We start from the raw sequence: 17,405 nt of genomic DNA on the forward strand, positions 1-17,405 counted from the left end.
ACAGAAAGTTTTAATTTTTTAGTTATAATAGTGGTATAGGTAACTAATTAGGAAGCAAATATCATGATCCAAAATACGCAAACAAACAAACATCAATTAGGGGCACTTACAGGTGCCAGCAAATGTGAAAACTATTATGAATTACACTTTGCAACTGGCGAAATTGCGCACTTTTACATCTTGGCTAACGGCATTTTTCGTCTCTTGCTTGACCCGACACAAGAATTCAATGAAAATCGGACTGAACTTATTCAGTTAGCGCAATTTGACCATTCGGCGTTTGAACGTTCGCAGGTTAGAGCTACCAATGATTCATTAATCATTCATTCAGGTAAATATCAGATTATTTGGGCACAAAACCCGGCAGTAATTAGCATTTTTGATGAAACGCTCCACCATAACAGAATGCACCAATCACTGCCTTTAGAATTAAGTAATGATGGCACCACAGAATTTCTGGCAGAAAATAAAAATGAATTTTTCTATGGTGGCGGTTTGCAGAACGGCTATTTTAGTCACAAAGGTCACAGAATAGTAATCAAACATGATCAGATAACCGGAAAAGGCGGCGTCATTATGCCCGTGTCATTTTTCTGGTCAAACGCCGGCTATGGAGAGTTGAGAAACACAAACCAACCAGGAATTTATGACTTTGGTAAAAGTACTCCCGGAACAACTATCCTCACTCATCAGGACAAGATTTTTGATTGCTTTTATTTACTTGGTAGTAACCCACAGGAAATCTTGCAGCATTACTACACTTTAACTGGTAAACCTGTAATGTTACCAAAATATGCCTTTGGCTTAGGTCACATTGGTGATTTCTGTACAACTCTGTGGCAACCAAGCAAGGCGCAGGAACGCAATGCTTGTAAAATTGGCAACAATTATTATATTCGGACAAAAGATCAAGATGTCGCTTCGGGTAAAGCCTCACTAAATGGAGAAGAAAATTATCAGTTTTCTGCGCGCGCAATGATTGACCAGTATCATGCGCAGCATTTTCCTCTAAGTTGGTTCATTCCTAACTATGCTGTACAATCTAACAATATCCATGCCTTAGAGTTCTTTAATGACTATGCGCTCAATCAGGATGTTCAACCCGGCTTTTGGCATCAAGGTGAAACCGAACTGCCAGCCAAAACGGCTTTCACTTTTACTGATGCTCAATCTGCTAATCATGATTCTAAACAGCTACAAGCTGAGTCTCACTTAACACAACCTATGGTGCTGGCTGGAAACGGCTCAACAGGAATGCAAAAATCAGCGGCGCTTATCTTTGGTGATATAGGTGGCAATTGGGATAATATTACTACCCAAATTGCTGGGATGCTTGGAGCAAATCTCTCTGGTCAACCCTTAGTCGGCGCAGCAATTGATGGTCTTCAGGGCGGCGGCAATGCCCAAATCAATGTTCGCGATTTTGAATGGAAAAGTTTTACTCCGCTGCTATTTTACTTTGATGATCAAGGCGATTTTTGCAAAAATCCGTTTGCCTATAACAAGAAAATTACGGAAATCAATTTAGCTTATCTTAAATTACGTCAACATTTGACCAACTACTTGTGTACACTAAATAAACAAGCCCGAGATGGCGAGCCCATTATGCGTCCTTTATTTAGCGATTTCCCCGATGAAAAAGCCAATTATACTTCCCAATTTGGTAACGAATTCATGCTGGGACACAATATACTGGTAGCGCCAATTACCAATGGGCGTGAAGATGAACAAGGAAATTCACGCAAGGATAACTTATATTTACCGGGCAAAAAGTCGATGTGGATTGATCTTTTTACCGGGAAGAAATACGCTGGTGGCAAAGTTTACAATAATTTATTATTTCCACTTTGGCATTTACCAGTATTTGTTAAAAGCGGCAGTATTTTTGACTGGGGCAAACGCAATTTTCTCCTTTATCCCCAAGAACAAAGTGAAACTGTTATTTATAATAATACTGCTTCAGCTAATTCTGAAAATGGTGCTTTTTTTACTAGAATCTCCAGCCAAGTTAAAAACGAGCAGCTACGTGTAACTATTGAACCAGTTGCAGAAGAAGTGCCTGATGCACTTAAAGAGCAGTCCACTGAACTGACTATTATGTGTGATTCCTACCCTGACCGCGTGACCATTAAAATTAATGATCAAATTGTCCCTGTGCAGGAATACGGATCAATTGATGCTTTTAACCATGCTCACGAAGGTATTTTTTATAATGCCAATTACGGCTTAGATGAATTTAGACAGTATCAAAAGAATAAGCAGTCTGCTTTGCAAATTAAACTGGCCAAACGTGATATTACAACTACTAAAATAGAAATTAGTGTTCATAATATGCAGTATGGCAAAAATGTTTTAGTTCATGAAATTACCAGTGGCGTATTGCCGTCGCCTAAATTGCCAGCTGTAGATTCAAGTAAAATTTCCGCACACTCTTTCGAACTTGCTTGGCCGCACAACAGCGCCGTTCAAATTGAAATTAATAACCTGCTCTATGTGGGTATTACCGGCAAAAATTTTGCTTTTCATGAATTAACGCCTAATACCCGCTACATCATTAGAATGCGGTACGTAATTGGAAACAAGGTTTCTGAATGGTCTGATCTTTTCGGAGTTATTACTAAGCATGCTGCTAAAGATTATGCCATTGAAAACATTAAAGTTGACTGTAACTATGCCAGCAAAGAAAACCATCCTCTTTCCTACTTAACCGATCTTAAGCTGGCAAGCGAATGGCAAACTGAACAAAGCCCCTCACCTGAACAGCCACTGGAACTAACTTTTACTTTTGAAAAAGTAGAAAAATTAAGCAGGATGGTTTATGTGCCCCGGAATATTGACCATAAAGGAGCACCATTGGCTCTCGCAATTGCTGTTTCAACTGATGGCGTTAACTTTACCACTTACGCAGATAATTTACACTGGAAACCTGATACTAAAAACAAAGTAGTGGGAATGCGGGATGTACGCGCCCAAAAAGTTCGTCTCACTATTTACCAGTCCTCCCAAGAGATGCTTGCGGCTCGAGAAGTTATCTTTTTTAGAGCAAAAAGGTAAATAAATATTGAAAAACCCCGAAGAAAGTTTGAAGTTAACCCTCTAGATTGGTGAAGTGCTCCATAATAGTTAGACATTAATCTGACTATTAGGAGCACCTTTTTTATGACTAAATATTTACTAAAAACAAAATTAGAAGCAGTAGATTTGTATCAAAGAGGATTTAGTACAAAAGAAATTCAAGAGAAATTACATATCCCATCACGTAGATCTATTGATGGTTGGATCAATAATTATCAACAGTATGGTAACAGAGGCCTGGAAAAAAGCTTTTCTAAGACAAGATATAGTGGTCAATTTAAATTAGAAGTCTTAAACTGGAGAAAAGAACATAGTGCCAGCTATCAAATTACTGCCAATCATTTTAATATTAAACAACATTCCACTATTGCGAATTGGCAAAGAAAATTAAATGAAGGCGGTGTTGATGCTTTATTTATTAAGCAAGGACGACCATTAATGCATAAAAAGAAAATTAAAGTAAAGAAGCATAAATATACTTCTCAAGAGTTAACTGAACTTGAACGTCTACGTTTAGAGAATCGTGCATTACATGTAGAAAATGAATATCTAAAAAAACTAGATGCCTTAGTTCAGAAACGCGGACATCGGACGAAGAAAGATCTATAGTTAATGAACTAAGGCAAGAATTTGGCTTTAAATTAAAAGAAATATTACCCTACACAAGTTTGTCTAAAAGTACATTCGAGTACCATCCTCATCCAAAAAAGAAGCTGATCAGTGATAAAGCACTTGTTTCAATTATCAAAATGATAAAGAAGCATCATGCCAGTTATGGATACTGGCCTGTAACTGATACTCTGAGGATGACTTATCACCTAATGGTTAATCATAAACGTGTTCAACGCTTAATGCGTGAGAACAATTTAGGAGCTAATAAATATAATCTGAGAGCCGGTAAATATGATTCTTCAAAGGGTCCACAAAATAAGAAAGCTAAGAATCGGTTCCATCAAAAGTTTAAGACTGATAGACCATATCAAAAGGTCGTAACTGATATTAGTGAATTTAGATATGGGAACATGACTATCCGTGATCGTGTATATTTATCGCCATTTAAGGACTTATTCAGCGGTGAAATTATTAGTTATACGATCACCGATCGTCCATTAACAAGATATGTTCTAGAAGGATTAGAGGGAGTGTTTACTGCAAGACCAAAGCTATTAAATTATCGAATGGCAATCCATAGTGATCAAGGAATTCAATATCAATCTAATCCATATCGACATGCTTTACGAAAACATAAAGTATTTCAAAGCATGTCACGAAGAGCTACATGTCATGATAATGCAGCTATGGAAAGTTTCTTTCACATTATGAAAGTTGAAATGAATTATTTTACACATCACTTTGATACTAAGAAACAATTGGTTAAGGCGATGAAAGAATGGATAAGTTATTACAATGAAGATAGAATTCGGCACAAACTAAAAGGCTTAACTCCGATTCAATAGCGGAATCAAGCCTTAAGTAAAATGATATAAAACTAACGTCCAGTTTTAGGGGTTAGCTTCAGTTTTATTTCGTGTTTTTTGTTACCTTTTTATTTTTATTGCTAAAAACGCTATATTTTTAATAAATATAGTGTATAATCAAAAATAAATTCAAAAAGTGGCGTTTTTTTGAATTTATAGTTAGAAAGGTAAATCAAATTATGTCAAAATATCACTTATTGAGAATTTATTCTTACCAACATCCAGGCAAACCAGTTACTAGCGAATTTAACAAAAGATTTAATGGCTATGGCACGATTAAGTTTCCGTTAGCAATAAACCCCATAGATGTGCGAGAACAAATTAGAATACCTACACAATTGCCACTTTTTTTGGTACAAATTGAAGACTATAATTCACTGCTAACTATCATTAGAGAGAACTCCGCTCAAATCAAAGCACTCATTGACAAGCTTCCCGGTGTTGCCAGAGAGCAATTTTTCATTGATTTGTTAATTAAAGAAATTAAAGGTACAAATGATATTGAAAATGTTGCTTCTACTACAAAGGAAATTAACAGAGCCATAGAAAATATTAATAATCACAATAAAACTGTGCGTTTCCAATCTTTTGCTAAAATGTATTTTGATATTGAAAATGGCAAAACATATCAACTTAATGAGCTAAAAGACATCAGAGCATTGTATGACTCTTTATTAAAAGGTGAAATAGCAAAAAGCGAATTGCCTGACGGCAAGCTATTTCGGGATGGCTTTGTCAGAATTGGCAACTCAGTTCAAACTGTTCATCTTCCCAAAAACAGCGAAGATGAGATAAATCAGCAATTAGAAAATTGGCTAAAATTTATTAATTTGGATAAATATGATCCTATTTTAAAGGCCTGTGTTGCCCATTATTATTTTGAATATATTCATCCTTTTTATGACGGCAATGGTAGATTAGGAAGGTATCTCTTTTGTAGTTATATTGGAAAAAAAGTTGACCCTTATACTGCTGTCAGCTTTTCTTATCAGATCACTTTAAAAAAAGCAAGGTATTATAAAGAATTTCAAGAAGTTGAAAATGAAAAAAATTACGGTGAAATCACACTATTCGTTATCAGTTTGCTAAAATACTTAGTTTCTGGACAAAAATATGTCCTAGGTAATTTAAAAGATGACTATAACATTTTAAATTTTGTCAAAAAGAAATTAGAAGATTTTGATTATCCCAACTTTGAATTCAATATCTTATATGTATATGCACAGTCATTTTTATTCAACAGTTTTGATGGCAGCGTTCAAGACACAAGTTTAATCAGTTTTATCAAAAGTACAGAAAAAATATCAACCAAAAAAGTAAAAACTGCTATAGAAGATTTAGAAAAAGAGGGTTTAATTAAAACTGTTAAAGGAAGGCCAAAAAAAAGAAAGTTAACTGGTAAATTTTTAGATAAAATTGGTTTGAATATCTAAGATAGTCCAGTTAACTATCTCAAAATATAGCAATGTACCCTAAAAGAAATCATTCTAGAATAAAATTTCCACAATATGACTTGATTTATAATTATATTAAAAAAGTTTTTTTACGATTGCATTAGACGGGAGTGTCAATAATTATGTGTAAATGGAATTATTGACACTCCCTATACTTTTTACAATATTAAGTAAAAGCAAAAGCAAATTTTGTATACAAATATAATAAACTGCTTTGAAAATCATAAAAAACCAGCTTATAGCACAAAAAGCTGGTTTTTAATTTAAAACTTTTTTCTGATTTTTAAACGAAGATGTCCTTTTTAATGACCCGGTAAATTGAAATAACCAAGACTAAAAGTGCGCAAAGCATCGCAACGTAAGCCATTGGTCCCACGCTGATAGCAGCTTGGGCTTGGCTGCTGGCCATACGATTTTCTACCGCATATTCTACAATCCACTTACTTAGTAAACGCGGGGTTAACACAAAACTCACAGTCGCTATGATTGAAGCCACTAAAGCTGTGTTACGTGAATATGGTTCACGGAAAAATTGTGCTAAAACACAGAACGCTGGTGCAATCATCAAAAGCAATACCCACATAATAATTAGTCGTCCTGCGCCACTGCTCATCATTTGGGCACTATTAGTGGCATAACGGTATTTACCCCACAATTGCCCGCCGGTTAAGGTATTCAATAAACTCAGAAAATACGACCCCTGTTGTCCATATACACCGCCACGATTAGACAAAATTCCCTGAATTACCTGCAAGCCGTCAGTCGAGCCAGCTGTAGTGAAATTTACGGTAACTACTTTTTTCATGTAAGTGGCTAAAAACATCACAATTGAGCCACCGAATTGCAATGCCCGCAACATGCTTAGTTTTCTGGACGACTTCATCTTAAATTCTAAACTTAGTACACGGTCAGGGTGGTGGCTGCGACCAATTACAAAGATACCGATTGTGACAACGATCGCAAGTATAACCAGCAACCACCACAGCTTAGCCATAATCAAAAATATGGCGAGTACCACAATTGCCACCGCAACGTATGGTCGGTCTGCAAATATATCCCAGAAGTTTAGCTTCAAATGTCGGTAATCAGCGCGAGTCTGAAGGTTGTTATGCTCTTTGAGCGTTACCTTAGAAGTCGCTTTTGCATTAGACCGAGATTTTTGGCTGTGTTTTTGACGATATTCCTGCCTTGTTATGTGTGAATCTCTTTCCATACCGGCATCTCTTCCTTTCAGAAATAATATCCTATCATGTTTAAGATGAAAATATCATCTATTTAGCAAATTCTTAGCAAATTTATTGTGCTAAAATATAAAAGATATCGTATTTTTTAGGAAAATATTAAAAAGAAAGCGAGGACGTTTTGACAGTTTCCGACAAATTTCCAGCTGGCTGGCACAAGGCATTTGTTACTTTGTGGCTAGGCTGCTTTATCACAGGCATGGGCTACTCCATGACAATGCCCTTCATTTCATTATTTATCGCTGACCTGGGAAACTATAGCAAATTACAGATTAGTATGTATTCCGGCCTTGCGTTTGCTATGACTTTTATTGCCCAAGCAATAGTTTCACCTTATTGGGGCAATCTGGCCGACAGAAAGGGACGTAAATTAATGTGTATGCGTGCCTCCGGTGTGATGGCCTTAACCATCACTGCTACCGGTTTTGCACCTAATGCCCTTTACATTATCGTCATGCGCTTTATTCAAGGTGCCTTTTCTGGATACATTAATAATGCCACTGCTTTAATTGCGGGAGAAACCCCTCATAGAAAAAGTGGTTGGGTCATGAGCCAAATGATGACCGCCGGAACGGCAGGAAACTTGGTAGGACCACTTTTAGGTGGCGTTTTGTCAAACTTCTTTGGCAATTGGCTCGGCGGCGTTTGGGGCTACCGCATTCCGTTCTTTATTACCGGCTTCTTAATGGTGCTCGTCTTCTTAGGGTCGACATTCTTAGTTCATGAAAACTTCACTCCAATTTCTCGAGCAGAAATGAAACCGATGAAGGAAATTATGCGTTCTCTACCCAACGTTAAATTGATTGTGGTGATGTTCTTTACCACACTATTAGTTCAGGCTGCCAATATGTCAATTGATCCAATTGTTTCTTTATACGTTAAATCAATGATGCCTAATAGCAAAAACATCGCCTTTGTGGCGGGCGTCGTAGCTGCTACACCGGGACTGGGAACATTGCTAGCTGCTTCCAAAATTGGTCATAAAATGGATGAAATTGGTCCTCTGAAGATATTACGCCTAGGTTTGATTGTAGGAGCTGTTCTCTTTATTCCTATGGCCTTAACTCATTCGCCCTGGGTACTGGCTGGATTGCGTTTTCTGCTCGGAATTGCCAGTGCTGCCATGTTACCGGCAGCACAGACCGTTTTGACGCTGAATACTCCGGCCGAAAGTTTTGGCCGTATCTTTAGTTACAATCAGTCTTTTCAAGCTGTTGGTTCTGTGTTTGGGTCAATCATGGGCTCCACTATCTCTGGTCTGTTCAACTACGCAACTGTTTTCTGGACTACAGGTTTCACTCTACTGATTAACTTTATTCTAATTATCTTTTTCAGTTTGAGAAAAAGTGCTAATAAATAAGAACTAACTTACAACTAATAAAGTATCCTAATTTTGGTGGTCACATCATATTTCGTTCAGGATACTTTTTTGTTTTGCTTGATTTTTGTAGATAAACATTGTATAATTTTATTACATTTTAGGATATACATTGTTTATTTTTACAGGTGAGGCAATTATGATACGTGCTACTATTTCTAAATGGGGTAATTCTAAAGGCATCCGATTAAACAAAGCAGTCCTGCAAGCATTAAATGCCACTATAGGAGATCAGTTAAACTTTAAAATTGAGGACAACAAAGTAATAATGACAAAGCAAGATGATTCACCTGATTTAACTTTTGAAGAACTTTTTAAAGATTATTCAGGTGAAGAATTTGATACCGAAATTAAGTTACCAGATGAGAGAAAAGGAAATGAAAGATGGTAATTAAGCAAGGATCTATTCTATTAATGGATTTAAGTCCTAAACAGGGGCATGAACAATCTGGCAAACGACTTTATTTATATTTAAGCTATAAAGGGGTTGAAAAATACGCTCATATTGCTGTGTTTGCCCCTATATCTACTACTAAAAGACGCTACCCATTATATCAAGAATTACCTGCTGCATCTCAAACAAAAGGCGTAGTCATGCTAGACCAGCTAGTTACATTCGATTATCATAACCGACCATTTCATTATTTAGAGCAACTACCTGATGATTATATGGAAAAGATACTCAAAATTGTAAAAGTAGTTTTTCAGAAAGATTAGCCAAGCATTTTTTCTGTAAATAATTCCATGATATGTTGTGAAGCTAAGATTGGTCTTTGTTTTTTTAACACGGGCTTAACAGTTCTTATATCTTCACCAAAGAAATATAGAGTAGCAGAAAAGTCTGTTAAATCACCTTTATTTATTGAGATAGATCAACATGAAATCTATGCTGCAGCATGTTAGGGCAATAGATCCAACTGTCAAAATGAAAGGTAATATCAAAGTAAGCTTAGACGAAGCTAATATGAAAAAATTAGCACAATTTTAGTTCAATTTTTTAAAAAAACAAAAACTGTACTGAACCCCAAAAATTATCCAACTTTTGGGTCTTTTTTATGTCTAAATTAGCTAAACAAAATAAAATTATAATCTATCAGCTTTGGCATAATTATCAAATTAAGACCAAACTAAAAGAACTAACTCCGATCAAATAAGGGCAATTAGTTCTCAGTTTATAACCAAAAAGTGTGCTAATTTTTGGAATTCACATCATTATCTTGGTGGTTTTTTATATCTGCATAGAAAGAAATACCAGCTAAATAGTTGTTAATTCCTCTTTTTTGGCGGATTTTTTCATTACTACAACTGTAATAACAAGAAGCAGAATACTAATAAACAATAATCCTAGAAGAGAATATTGCACGTTGGTCACAGCTGATAGAGTAGTAAAGGCAGTGGTCATTAGAGGACTAACAACTAGTAGAATTGTATTGATCAGACCAACAGAAGACGCCAAAATTGTGTGGTCAACTGCTCCTACCATCCACTGCGTTAGTTTCGGACTGGCGACTCCCAAAAAGAAGCCCAAAAAGCAACAAGTTACTAAACAAGCCCAAATATTTTTGTTTAAGATCGCAATTATGACACTGGCACCAGCAACATTCGCAAATAAAATAACGGCATAGAGACTAATTTTTTTAAATAGATTGGTACCGATAATACTGCCTAAAGCAGTGCCTATTCCCACCATAGCACCAACCAACGCAATCGTAAAACTATAGGTACCGATAACCATTACTTGCCGATTGCCAGCTACCACAATGGAAACAAGTGGTTCAATAGTGCTTAAAACGCCATTTAAGACCGCAATTACCAACACGGTCGTCATCAAACCTGCAGCTTTTTTGACTTGTTTTAATGCTAAGGCTAAGGTAGCCCAAAAACCGCGATCATCGACTTCTTGTGTGACAGTTGCAATACCATTTTTACGTTTACTTCTGGCAATATTGTAATAGATCAAGCCGGCCAAGATAAAGGTCAGGCCGTTAATTGCAGCCAGCGCAGAATATGACAGGAATAGTAAAAGTCCTGATCCAACAAACTGACTAATCAAAGTGATTACCTGTGACATACCACCAGTGAAACCTTCAGCTTCTCCCACTTCATCTTTTTTAACCAGATTGATAACTAAAGGTGTTGTTAAACCACTGGAATAAGTTCCAGCCGTGTCAGAAATGAAATTGATAATAATAACCATTATTACTAAATTCCAACCCGCAATATTCTGGCTAAAAAGAAAACCAACCAGTAAATAAAGCGCTCCTCTGATCATGGCCATCCAGACTATTTTTTGAAATTTGTTCTGCGTCCTGTCAGCTAGATAGCCATCAACACTAGAAAACAGCCGGGGAACTGACTCCGAAATAGCAATTAATGACAAGGCCAGCGAATAATTTTTGAGCCGACTGGCATAAGTCATCAACGCTAAATAGAATAAAATATCCCCCGCACTTGATAAAATACTGGCAATTGAAAACTTGCGATATTCTTTATTTTTGAAAAAGATAGTCATAATTTTTTCTCCTTTTTAGCTTTCTTTATTTTCAATTGTACTTAAGCTAAAATTGAGAATAGAAAAGTGTCATATATGAAACAAAAAATTGATGAGGTCAAATTATGACTATAGGTGCTTTACTTAGACAATACCGTTTAGAAGCTGGGAAAACTCAACGTGCATGGATTGCGATGTTATTAGTCCCTCTTTTTACTCTAAAGTAGAAAAAGACCTGACGCGTATTTCGGCGGCAGACCTAATTGAATTATTACGGCAAAATCACGTTGAAATTGCCGCTTTTTTTAAACAGCTTGATTACCAAGCTGAAAGTGAAGATAATCTCAAAAAGAAGATTAATGCCCAAATGACAGACGCTTATTATAATTTTGATATTAAGCGCCTAAAAGAAATCAAGCAGGCTATCGCGGGTAGCGGGCTTGCAAGTAAAAATGAGTTAATGCTAAGTGTGAACTCAATCCTAGCTATTATCGATGGTAATAAAGAAAAATTAAGTGCTGCAGAAATCCAGCAACTAAAAAATAAATTCTTTAATGAAGAGAATTTCGACTGGAAAACTATCAAAATTTTCCTGAATTGCATGGTTTTTTATGATTTTGCCAGTGACATGATTATTACTAACAAAATTTTTCAACAATTTAAAGATAGCGATAATGACGATATACAATTTATAGTGTTGGGAATATTAATCAATATGATTAGTATGTGTCTGGAAAAAAACAAGTATAAGGAAGCAAAGCGATTGGTGGAAAAATCCCATGAGATTCACACCCGGCCACTAACCTGCTTTAGTAAGATGACTTTATTATTTTTGGAGAACATGATTAACTATCATTTTGATCCCCAACAAATTTATCTGGATAATAGCGCGAGACAAATAGAAGAATTTTCTTTAATCGGCATGACCGAGTTTAGCAAGCAGTTGCAAAAAATTGTGCAGGAAAACACCTGAAAGAATTAAACTTATAACAGCAAAACTGGTATTCAATCTTTATTTGAAACCAGTTTTTTTATTGTTAGTTAATAATGTTTTCCTTAATTACCTGTTCCAGTGCAGTGCTAATCCAGCCAATATTATGCGGCTTACCGTCTTTAAGATAAGTCAAGCCGTATGAACAATTACTCTTATATTTTAAAGGACGGTAGGAGACAAAATTAATATTTTTGTTAATGCAAAAATTCGGGATTATCCCAATACCCTGTCTCGCTTTAATAAAATCATACATTAAAAAGTATTCATCCACCCATTTGACCTGATCGGGACCGAGCTTAGTTAAAAAAGTTTGATTTAAGCGGAATATATCAAGCAAAGAACGGTCAGTATATGGCAGAAGAATTTTTTGCTGATAAAGTTGGCTAAAGGTAATAGCTTCGTACCTTTCTAGAGGATGGCCGGAAGGCAATGCCACCCAATATTTGACTGGAACGTAGGGTCTGAAAATGACATCGTCTGAGTCTTTAATGACGTCACTAGTTAAAAGTGCCATATCTATCTTGCGCTCTTGCAGCTGGGATAAATAATCTACTAGAAAATTAATAATAAAAGTAAAATCATAGTTTTTATATTGCAAGTTAAATTTTTGCAAGAACAAAGGAATGATGTAGTGCTCCAAGGGATTAGCTGACATCCCTATCCTTATGTGAGTGAGATCAGAAGCAACCGACTTATGCTGCATGTAATCTACTGCACTATCTCTTTTTTTCAAAATATCTAAGGCAATTTGATAAAAATATTTGCCGGCAGCAGTCACCATTAATTTATGCGGTGAACGATCTAATAATTTCACATTAACTTCTTTTTCCAGTTCCTTAATGCTTTTAGAAACAGCAGATTGAGAAAAGTCTAATTTACGGGCTGCCACGGTAAAACTTAAATTATCAACAACATAGATAAAGCAACGCAATTGTGAGAAATTCATAATTTATTATTCCTTTTGGTACTACCTTATTCCATTATGCGTTAAGAAAGCGCCTTTAGCAATGATACTATGTGATTAAATTCATTAAGGAGGTAATTTTAATAAATGAAACAGAAAATTTATCCGTGGTTAATCGTCTTATTTTCTGGACTGATGTGCGCTGTTATAGCTAATACCTATACTGTCATGATGAGTCTGTTTTTGGATCCTTTAGTACACGCATTACATGCACCATTATCGGCAGTCTCGTACTTTATGACCATTACTATCATTTCCATGTCATTTGGGTTTGTTTTAGTAGGGCACTTTATTAAAAAAGTTCAATTCAATTGGGCATTGGCACTGGCTGTGATTATGACGGCAGCAGCGGTAGCAATTTTATCACAAGCCCGCAATCTGGTTGTTTTATATTTAACCGCCGTAGTCATTGGGCTAGGCTGTGCCTTCACGGGATACATTGTCCAAGGCATTTTAGTCAATAATTGGTTTATCGCTAAGAAAAATTTTGCTTTTTCATTATGCGCTGTTGTTGTTTCCATTTACCTAATGTTTTCCAGTTCTTTTACTTCAATTTTAATCACTAAATTAGGTTGGCGCTCAGCACTTTTAACACTGGGCGGTATTAGCCTGGTTATCGGTTTACTTGGTGCCTGCATCATGAAATTAAGACCTGAAGATATAGGACTTAAAGCATACGGAGCTGATCAAGTTCAAAGCAATTCCACTGCTGCGCCTGAGCAAGCAGCGCCACAAATTAAAACTAAGACTGTCGTTTTTTCAGCGGCTTTTGTTTTAGTTCTCCTATTCTATGCTTTGGTCGAATTTGGAGGCAATATTCAAAGTTTAATTCCGGTTTTCACAACTCGTAGTGGTTTTGGACCTACTGCTGGGGGTTTTATTATTACCCTAGTTAGTGCAACCCAAATCTTCATTACCCCACTTTTTGGAATTACTACAGATAAATGGGGCAGTAGAGCTGTAGCCGTGTGGTTAATGTGCCCAATAGCAGCAATGATGCTATTCATACTCGCGGCTAAAACTAAGTCCTTCGTTCTTCTATATTCCGCTGCACTTCTCTCTACTGCTTGTGCTACGGTCATGGGAACTGGTGAACAAGTTTTTGGAGCCGAAATGTTTGGGCCGGCTTTTGATATTGGTTACTCCAATGTTAGTGCCATCACAGGTGTGATAGGTGCATTTGCCACTCCAGTATTTAGTTACATTTATGAAGGCAGCAATTCATTCATAGTAGTTTTCATTGTAGTAGCAATAATTTATTTCATTGCTTTAATCATCCCTCTAATTGGGCCAAAATTCCGCTTAAGATTCGAAAATAAAGGAGAATAATATTATGACTAAAAAATATGACGTGATTATTATCGGTGGCGGTCTTGCAGGTTTCGCTGCAGCCACAGAAGCTGCAGACAGAAATTTAACTGCCCTAGTACTAGAAAAAGGCAGAACTACTGGCGGAACTGGTAATTATGTTGAAGGTGTTTTTGCGGCAGAATCTAAATTGCAAAAAGAGGCAGGAATTGATATTAAGCGTGAGCAAATTCTCCAGTTGGAAATGGATTATTCACACTACAAGGCTGATCATGAAATGTGGCGCCATTATATTGACCACTCTGCAGAAAATGTTGATTGGCTCCAAAAGCACGGTGTTCAGTTTGACAAAGTTACAGAAATGGGCACTGATTTGCCAACTTGGCACTTATTCACAGGTCATGGGAATAAAGCAATCCATGAAGCTTTACAGCCGTATGTTGAAAAAAATAATATTGCGATTAAAACTTCTACTCAAGCAGTTGACTTAAAGCATAACGCTGACGGCAGTTGGACTGTGATTGCCCAAGACTTAGCTGCCGATAAGGACATTACTTTACAAACCAAAAACGTAATTTTAGCTACTGGTGGCTATTTAAACAATCCAGAAATAATGGAAAATGCCAACAAGTTTAATCCTGAACGGATCGTTCCCGTTAATTCCGGCAAGTCAACCGGTGACGGTCTCAAAATGGCCTGGAAGCAAGGAGCAAAACACTTCTTTACCGGCATGACAATGAACTTTGGCGGTCAGATTCATGACTCGCAAACTCCGACTTACGAATTTGCATCATGGGATCTGGGTAGTGCTGTTTGTGACGAGCCTATTTTATGGGTAAATGAAAGTGGCAATCGTTTTACCAATGAATATGATTGCGTAAGTAACTGGGCTAACGAGGGTAACGCTATGATTCGGCAAGACCGCGTTTTTGCCATTCTAGACCAAAAGACTATTGATGATTTTACTGATAAAGGTTTCCCGCTAGATTTACACCCATTTTATGAACTGCCAAATTATCCGCACTTACGTGAAAATGTAAAAGAGGCTATCGCTAAGAACTATGACTTTATGAATTCTGCTTCAACGCTGGCAGAACTGGCAGAGAAGATCGCTGCTCCTAATCTGGAAGAAACGGTTAATCATTATAATGATCTTGCTGAAAAAGGCGTTGACACTGATTTTGGCAAGGATAAAAAGTTTCTCCTACCGGTTGTACAAGGACCATTCTACGCAATAGAATTGGGCGTTGGTGCTTTTACTACCGGAGATGGTCTAAAAGTCAACTTGCATAATGAAGTCTTAGACAACGAGAGTCAGCCTATTGAGCATTTATATGCAATCGGCAGCGATGGCTCAGGCGTAATTTATGGCGATACCTATGGAGTTAAAGTTCCTGGTAGTCATGCCGGCTACTGTGTTTACTCAGCCAGAAATGCTGTTAAAAATTTGACAGCTGATTTATAAAATAATCACTAATTAAGATAATTAGAAAACAAAAAAGCGTGCTTAAAAGCACGCTTTTTTCTGTCTTACGTGGGTTTATTCACATAAGCTGAGAGGTATCTCCGCTAGCAATTACGCTAAATCAGCGCCGTTAGTAGTAATTACCTTCTTGTACCAGTCAAATGACTTTTTCTTGTAACGGTTAAAGCTGCCGTTGCCTTCATCGTCTTCATCAACATAAATGAAGCCGTAACGCTTGGACATTTCACCCGTTGAAGCACTGACTAAGTCAATACAGCCCCAAGGAGTGTAACCCATAACATCAACACCATCTTCTATAGCTTGAGAAATAGCCTCGATGTGTTCACGTAAGTAATCAATCCGGTAGTCATCTGCAACATAGTGGTTTTCGTCTGGCTTATCCACAGCTCCCAAACCATTTTCAACAACGAAAACAGGTTTTTGATAGCGGTCTGACAGTTGGTTCAAGGCAATTCTTAAGCCTGTCGGGTCAATTTGCCAACCCCAATCGCTGCTCTTTAAGAATGGGTTCTTAACGCCGCCCATCAAGTTGCCGTTAGTAGTTTCTTGGTTTTCATGGGTAACGTCAACTACAGATGACATGTAGTAACTAAAACCAATATAATCAACTGGATATTGGGCTAATAATGCCAATTCCTCATCATTGTAGTCAATATCTGCCAACTGTACTCCTTGACGAGCCAATAAACTCTTAGTGTAAGCTGGGTAATGTCCTCTAACTTGAACATCGCCACAGAAGAAGTTATTAGCCTGATTGTCTTGTAATGAAGCCAATTGGTTCTTAGGGTTAGAATCGTAGCTGTATGTTGTAGCATATAAAATCATGCAGCCAATTTTCATATCAGGATTAAGTTCATGACCAATCTTAACAGCTTTTGCACTAGCAACAAATTGGTTATGCCAAGCTTGGTAAACATTCTTCTTGTCGCCAGCACTATTACTGATGGTGAGACCTTGACCCATAATTGGGAAGTGAGCGGCACTGTTGATTTCGTTGAAAGTCATCCAGTATTTAACCTTATCTTGGTAGCGGGTTAAAACAGTGCGGGCAAAACGCTCGTAAAAGTCAATCAGCTTCTTGTTCTTCCAGCTGCCGTATTCAGTAATTAAATGTAGCGGCATTTCATAATGTGAAATAGTAATTACAGGCTCAATGTCATGCTTTAAACACTCGTCAATCACAGCGTCATAGAACTTCAAGCCTTCCTCATTAGGAGTTTCTTCATCCCCATTAGGAAAAATTCTAGACCAGGCAATTGAAAAGCGGTAGCACTTAAAGCCCATTTCAGCAAAAAGTTCAATGTCTTCTTTGTAATGATGATAGTGATCAATACCAATATGATTAGGATAAACGTAGTCTGGGTTTATCTTAAAATCAAAATCAGGTGAAGCAATGATTTTCATTCTGTCTTTGCCACCAGGTAAAACGTCAGGCAAAGATAAACCCTTGCCTCCTTCTTGGTATGCACCTTCTAATTGGTTAGCAGCGGTAGCACCGCCCCATAAAAATCCTTTAGGAAAATTATTTGTAGCCAT

At 37.0% G+C, this 17,405-nt stretch carries 14 protein-coding genes; 10 read left to right on the top strand and 4 right to left on the bottom strand.

Annotated elements, in window-relative coordinates; genetic code table 11:
- The first annotated feature begins 63 nt into the window (after window positions 1–63).
- The 4 genes from H3T47_RS07735 to H3T47_RS07750 all read left to right on the top strand — a co-directional run bounded on the left by H3T47_RS07735 (window position 64) and on the right by H3T47_RS07750 (window position 5,986).
- Window positions 64–3,054 (top strand): TIM-barrel domain-containing protein, encoded by a 2,991-nt coding sequence (locus H3T47_RS07735; RefSeq protein WP_199283086.1) that lies wholly within the window; start codon window positions 64–66, stop codon window positions 3,052–3,054.
- 105 nt (window positions 3,055–3,159) lie between these two features.
- Window positions 3,160–3,684 (top strand): helix-turn-helix domain-containing protein, encoded by a 525-nt coding sequence (locus H3T47_RS07740; protein ID WP_038524436.1) that lies wholly within the window; start codon window positions 3,160–3,162, stop codon window positions 3,682–3,684.
- Window positions 3,681–4,532, top strand: a complete 852-nt coding sequence (locus tag H3T47_RS07745) for an IS3 family transposase (RefSeq protein ID WP_370567586.1) — start codon at window positions 3,681–3,683, stop codon at window positions 4,530–4,532. Before H3T47_RS07740 ends, H3T47_RS07745 begins: the two co-directional genes overlap by 4 nt.
- Window positions 4,533–5,020: 488 nt before the next feature.
- Window positions 5,021–5,986 carry a Fic family protein gene (locus tag H3T47_RS07750; protein ID WP_199283087.1) on the top strand — a complete coding sequence of 322 codons (966 nt, stop codon included), beginning with the start codon at window positions 5,021–5,023 and terminating at the stop codon, window positions 5,984–5,986.
- A 304-nt stretch (window positions 5,987–6,290) separates the two neighbouring features.
- Here H3T47_RS07750 and H3T47_RS07755 read toward each other — a convergent pair whose 3' ends face one another.
- On the bottom strand, window positions 6,291–7,220 hold the full coding sequence (locus H3T47_RS07755; RefSeq protein ID WP_199283088.1) for a cytochrome C5: 930 nt from the start codon (window positions 7,218–7,220) through the stop codon (window positions 6,291–6,293).
- 149 nt (window positions 7,221–7,369) lie between these two features.
- Here H3T47_RS07755 and H3T47_RS07760 point away from each other — a divergent pair, with 149 nt between their 5' ends.
- The 3 genes from H3T47_RS07760 (at window position 7,370) to H3T47_RS07770 (ending at window position 9,343) form a co-directional block, all read left to right on the top strand.
- Complete coding sequence (locus tag H3T47_RS07760; protein WP_199283089.1) at window positions 7,370–8,608, top strand: MFS transporter; 1,239 nt, start codon at window positions 7,370–7,372, stop codon at window positions 8,606–8,608.
- A gap of 157 nt (window positions 8,609–8,765) precedes the next feature.
- Window positions 8,766–9,017, top strand: coding sequence for a hypothetical protein (locus H3T47_RS07765; RefSeq protein ID WP_199283090.1), 252 nt, complete (start codon window positions 8,766–8,768; stop codon window positions 9,015–9,017).
- The gene (locus tag H3T47_RS07770; protein ID WP_199283091.1) at window positions 9,011–9,343 is read left to right on the top strand and encodes a type II toxin-antitoxin system PemK/MazF family toxin; all 333 of its coding nucleotides are present in this window, start codon (window positions 9,011–9,013) and stop codon (window positions 9,341–9,343) included. The genes H3T47_RS07765 and H3T47_RS07770 overlap by 7 nt, the downstream gene beginning before the upstream one ends.
- Window positions 9,344–9,881: 538 nt before the next feature.
- On the opposite strand, the gene H3T47_RS07775 is transcribed toward H3T47_RS07770, so the two are convergent.
- Entirely contained in the window at window positions 9,882–11,138 is a 1,257-nt protein-coding gene (locus H3T47_RS07775; RefSeq protein WP_199283092.1) for an MFS transporter, read from the bottom strand.
- A gap of 163 nt (window positions 11,139–11,301) precedes the next feature.
- Here H3T47_RS07775 and H3T47_RS07780 point away from each other — a divergent pair, with 163 nt between their 5' ends.
- Window positions 11,302–12,090: a hypothetical protein gene (locus H3T47_RS07780; RefSeq protein WP_199283093.1), complete on the top strand. Its 789-nt coding sequence runs from the start codon at window positions 11,302–11,304 to the stop codon at window positions 12,088–12,090.
- 64 nt (window positions 12,091–12,154) lie between these two features.
- Here the strand turns inward: H3T47_RS07780 and H3T47_RS07785 are convergent, their stop codons facing one another.
- The gene (locus H3T47_RS07785) at window positions 12,155–13,057 is read right to left on the bottom strand and encodes a LysR family transcriptional regulator (RefSeq protein WP_199283094.1); all 903 of its coding nucleotides are present in this window, start codon (window positions 13,055–13,057) and stop codon (window positions 12,155–12,157) included.
- A 105-nt stretch (window positions 13,058–13,162) separates the two neighbouring features.
- Between H3T47_RS07785 and H3T47_RS07790 the strand changes: the two genes are divergently transcribed.
- Both H3T47_RS07790 and H3T47_RS07795 read left to right on the top strand, forming a co-directional pair.
- Window positions 13,163–14,404, top strand: a complete 1,242-nt coding sequence (locus H3T47_RS07790) for an MFS transporter (RefSeq protein WP_199283095.1) — start codon at window positions 13,163–13,165, stop codon at window positions 14,402–14,404.
- A gap of 4 nt (window positions 14,405–14,408) precedes the next feature.
- Window positions 14,409–15,848 carry an FAD-dependent oxidoreductase gene (locus H3T47_RS07795; protein ID WP_199283096.1) on the top strand — a complete coding sequence of 480 codons (1,440 nt, stop codon included), beginning with the start codon at window positions 14,409–14,411 and terminating at the stop codon, window positions 15,846–15,848.
- Between the two features lie 111 nt (window positions 15,849–15,959).
- Here the strand turns inward: H3T47_RS07795 and H3T47_RS07800 are convergent, their stop codons facing one another.
- On the bottom strand, window positions 15,960–17,405 hold the full coding sequence (locus tag H3T47_RS07800) for a glycoside hydrolase family 1 protein (protein WP_199283097.1): 1,446 nt from the start codon (window positions 17,403–17,405) through the stop codon (window positions 15,960–15,962).

This window comes from Lactobacillus sp. W8093 (genome assembly GCF_016100925.1).
Lineage (GTDB): Bacteria > Bacillota > Bacilli > Lactobacillales > Lactobacillaceae > Lactobacillus > Lactobacillus helsingborgensis.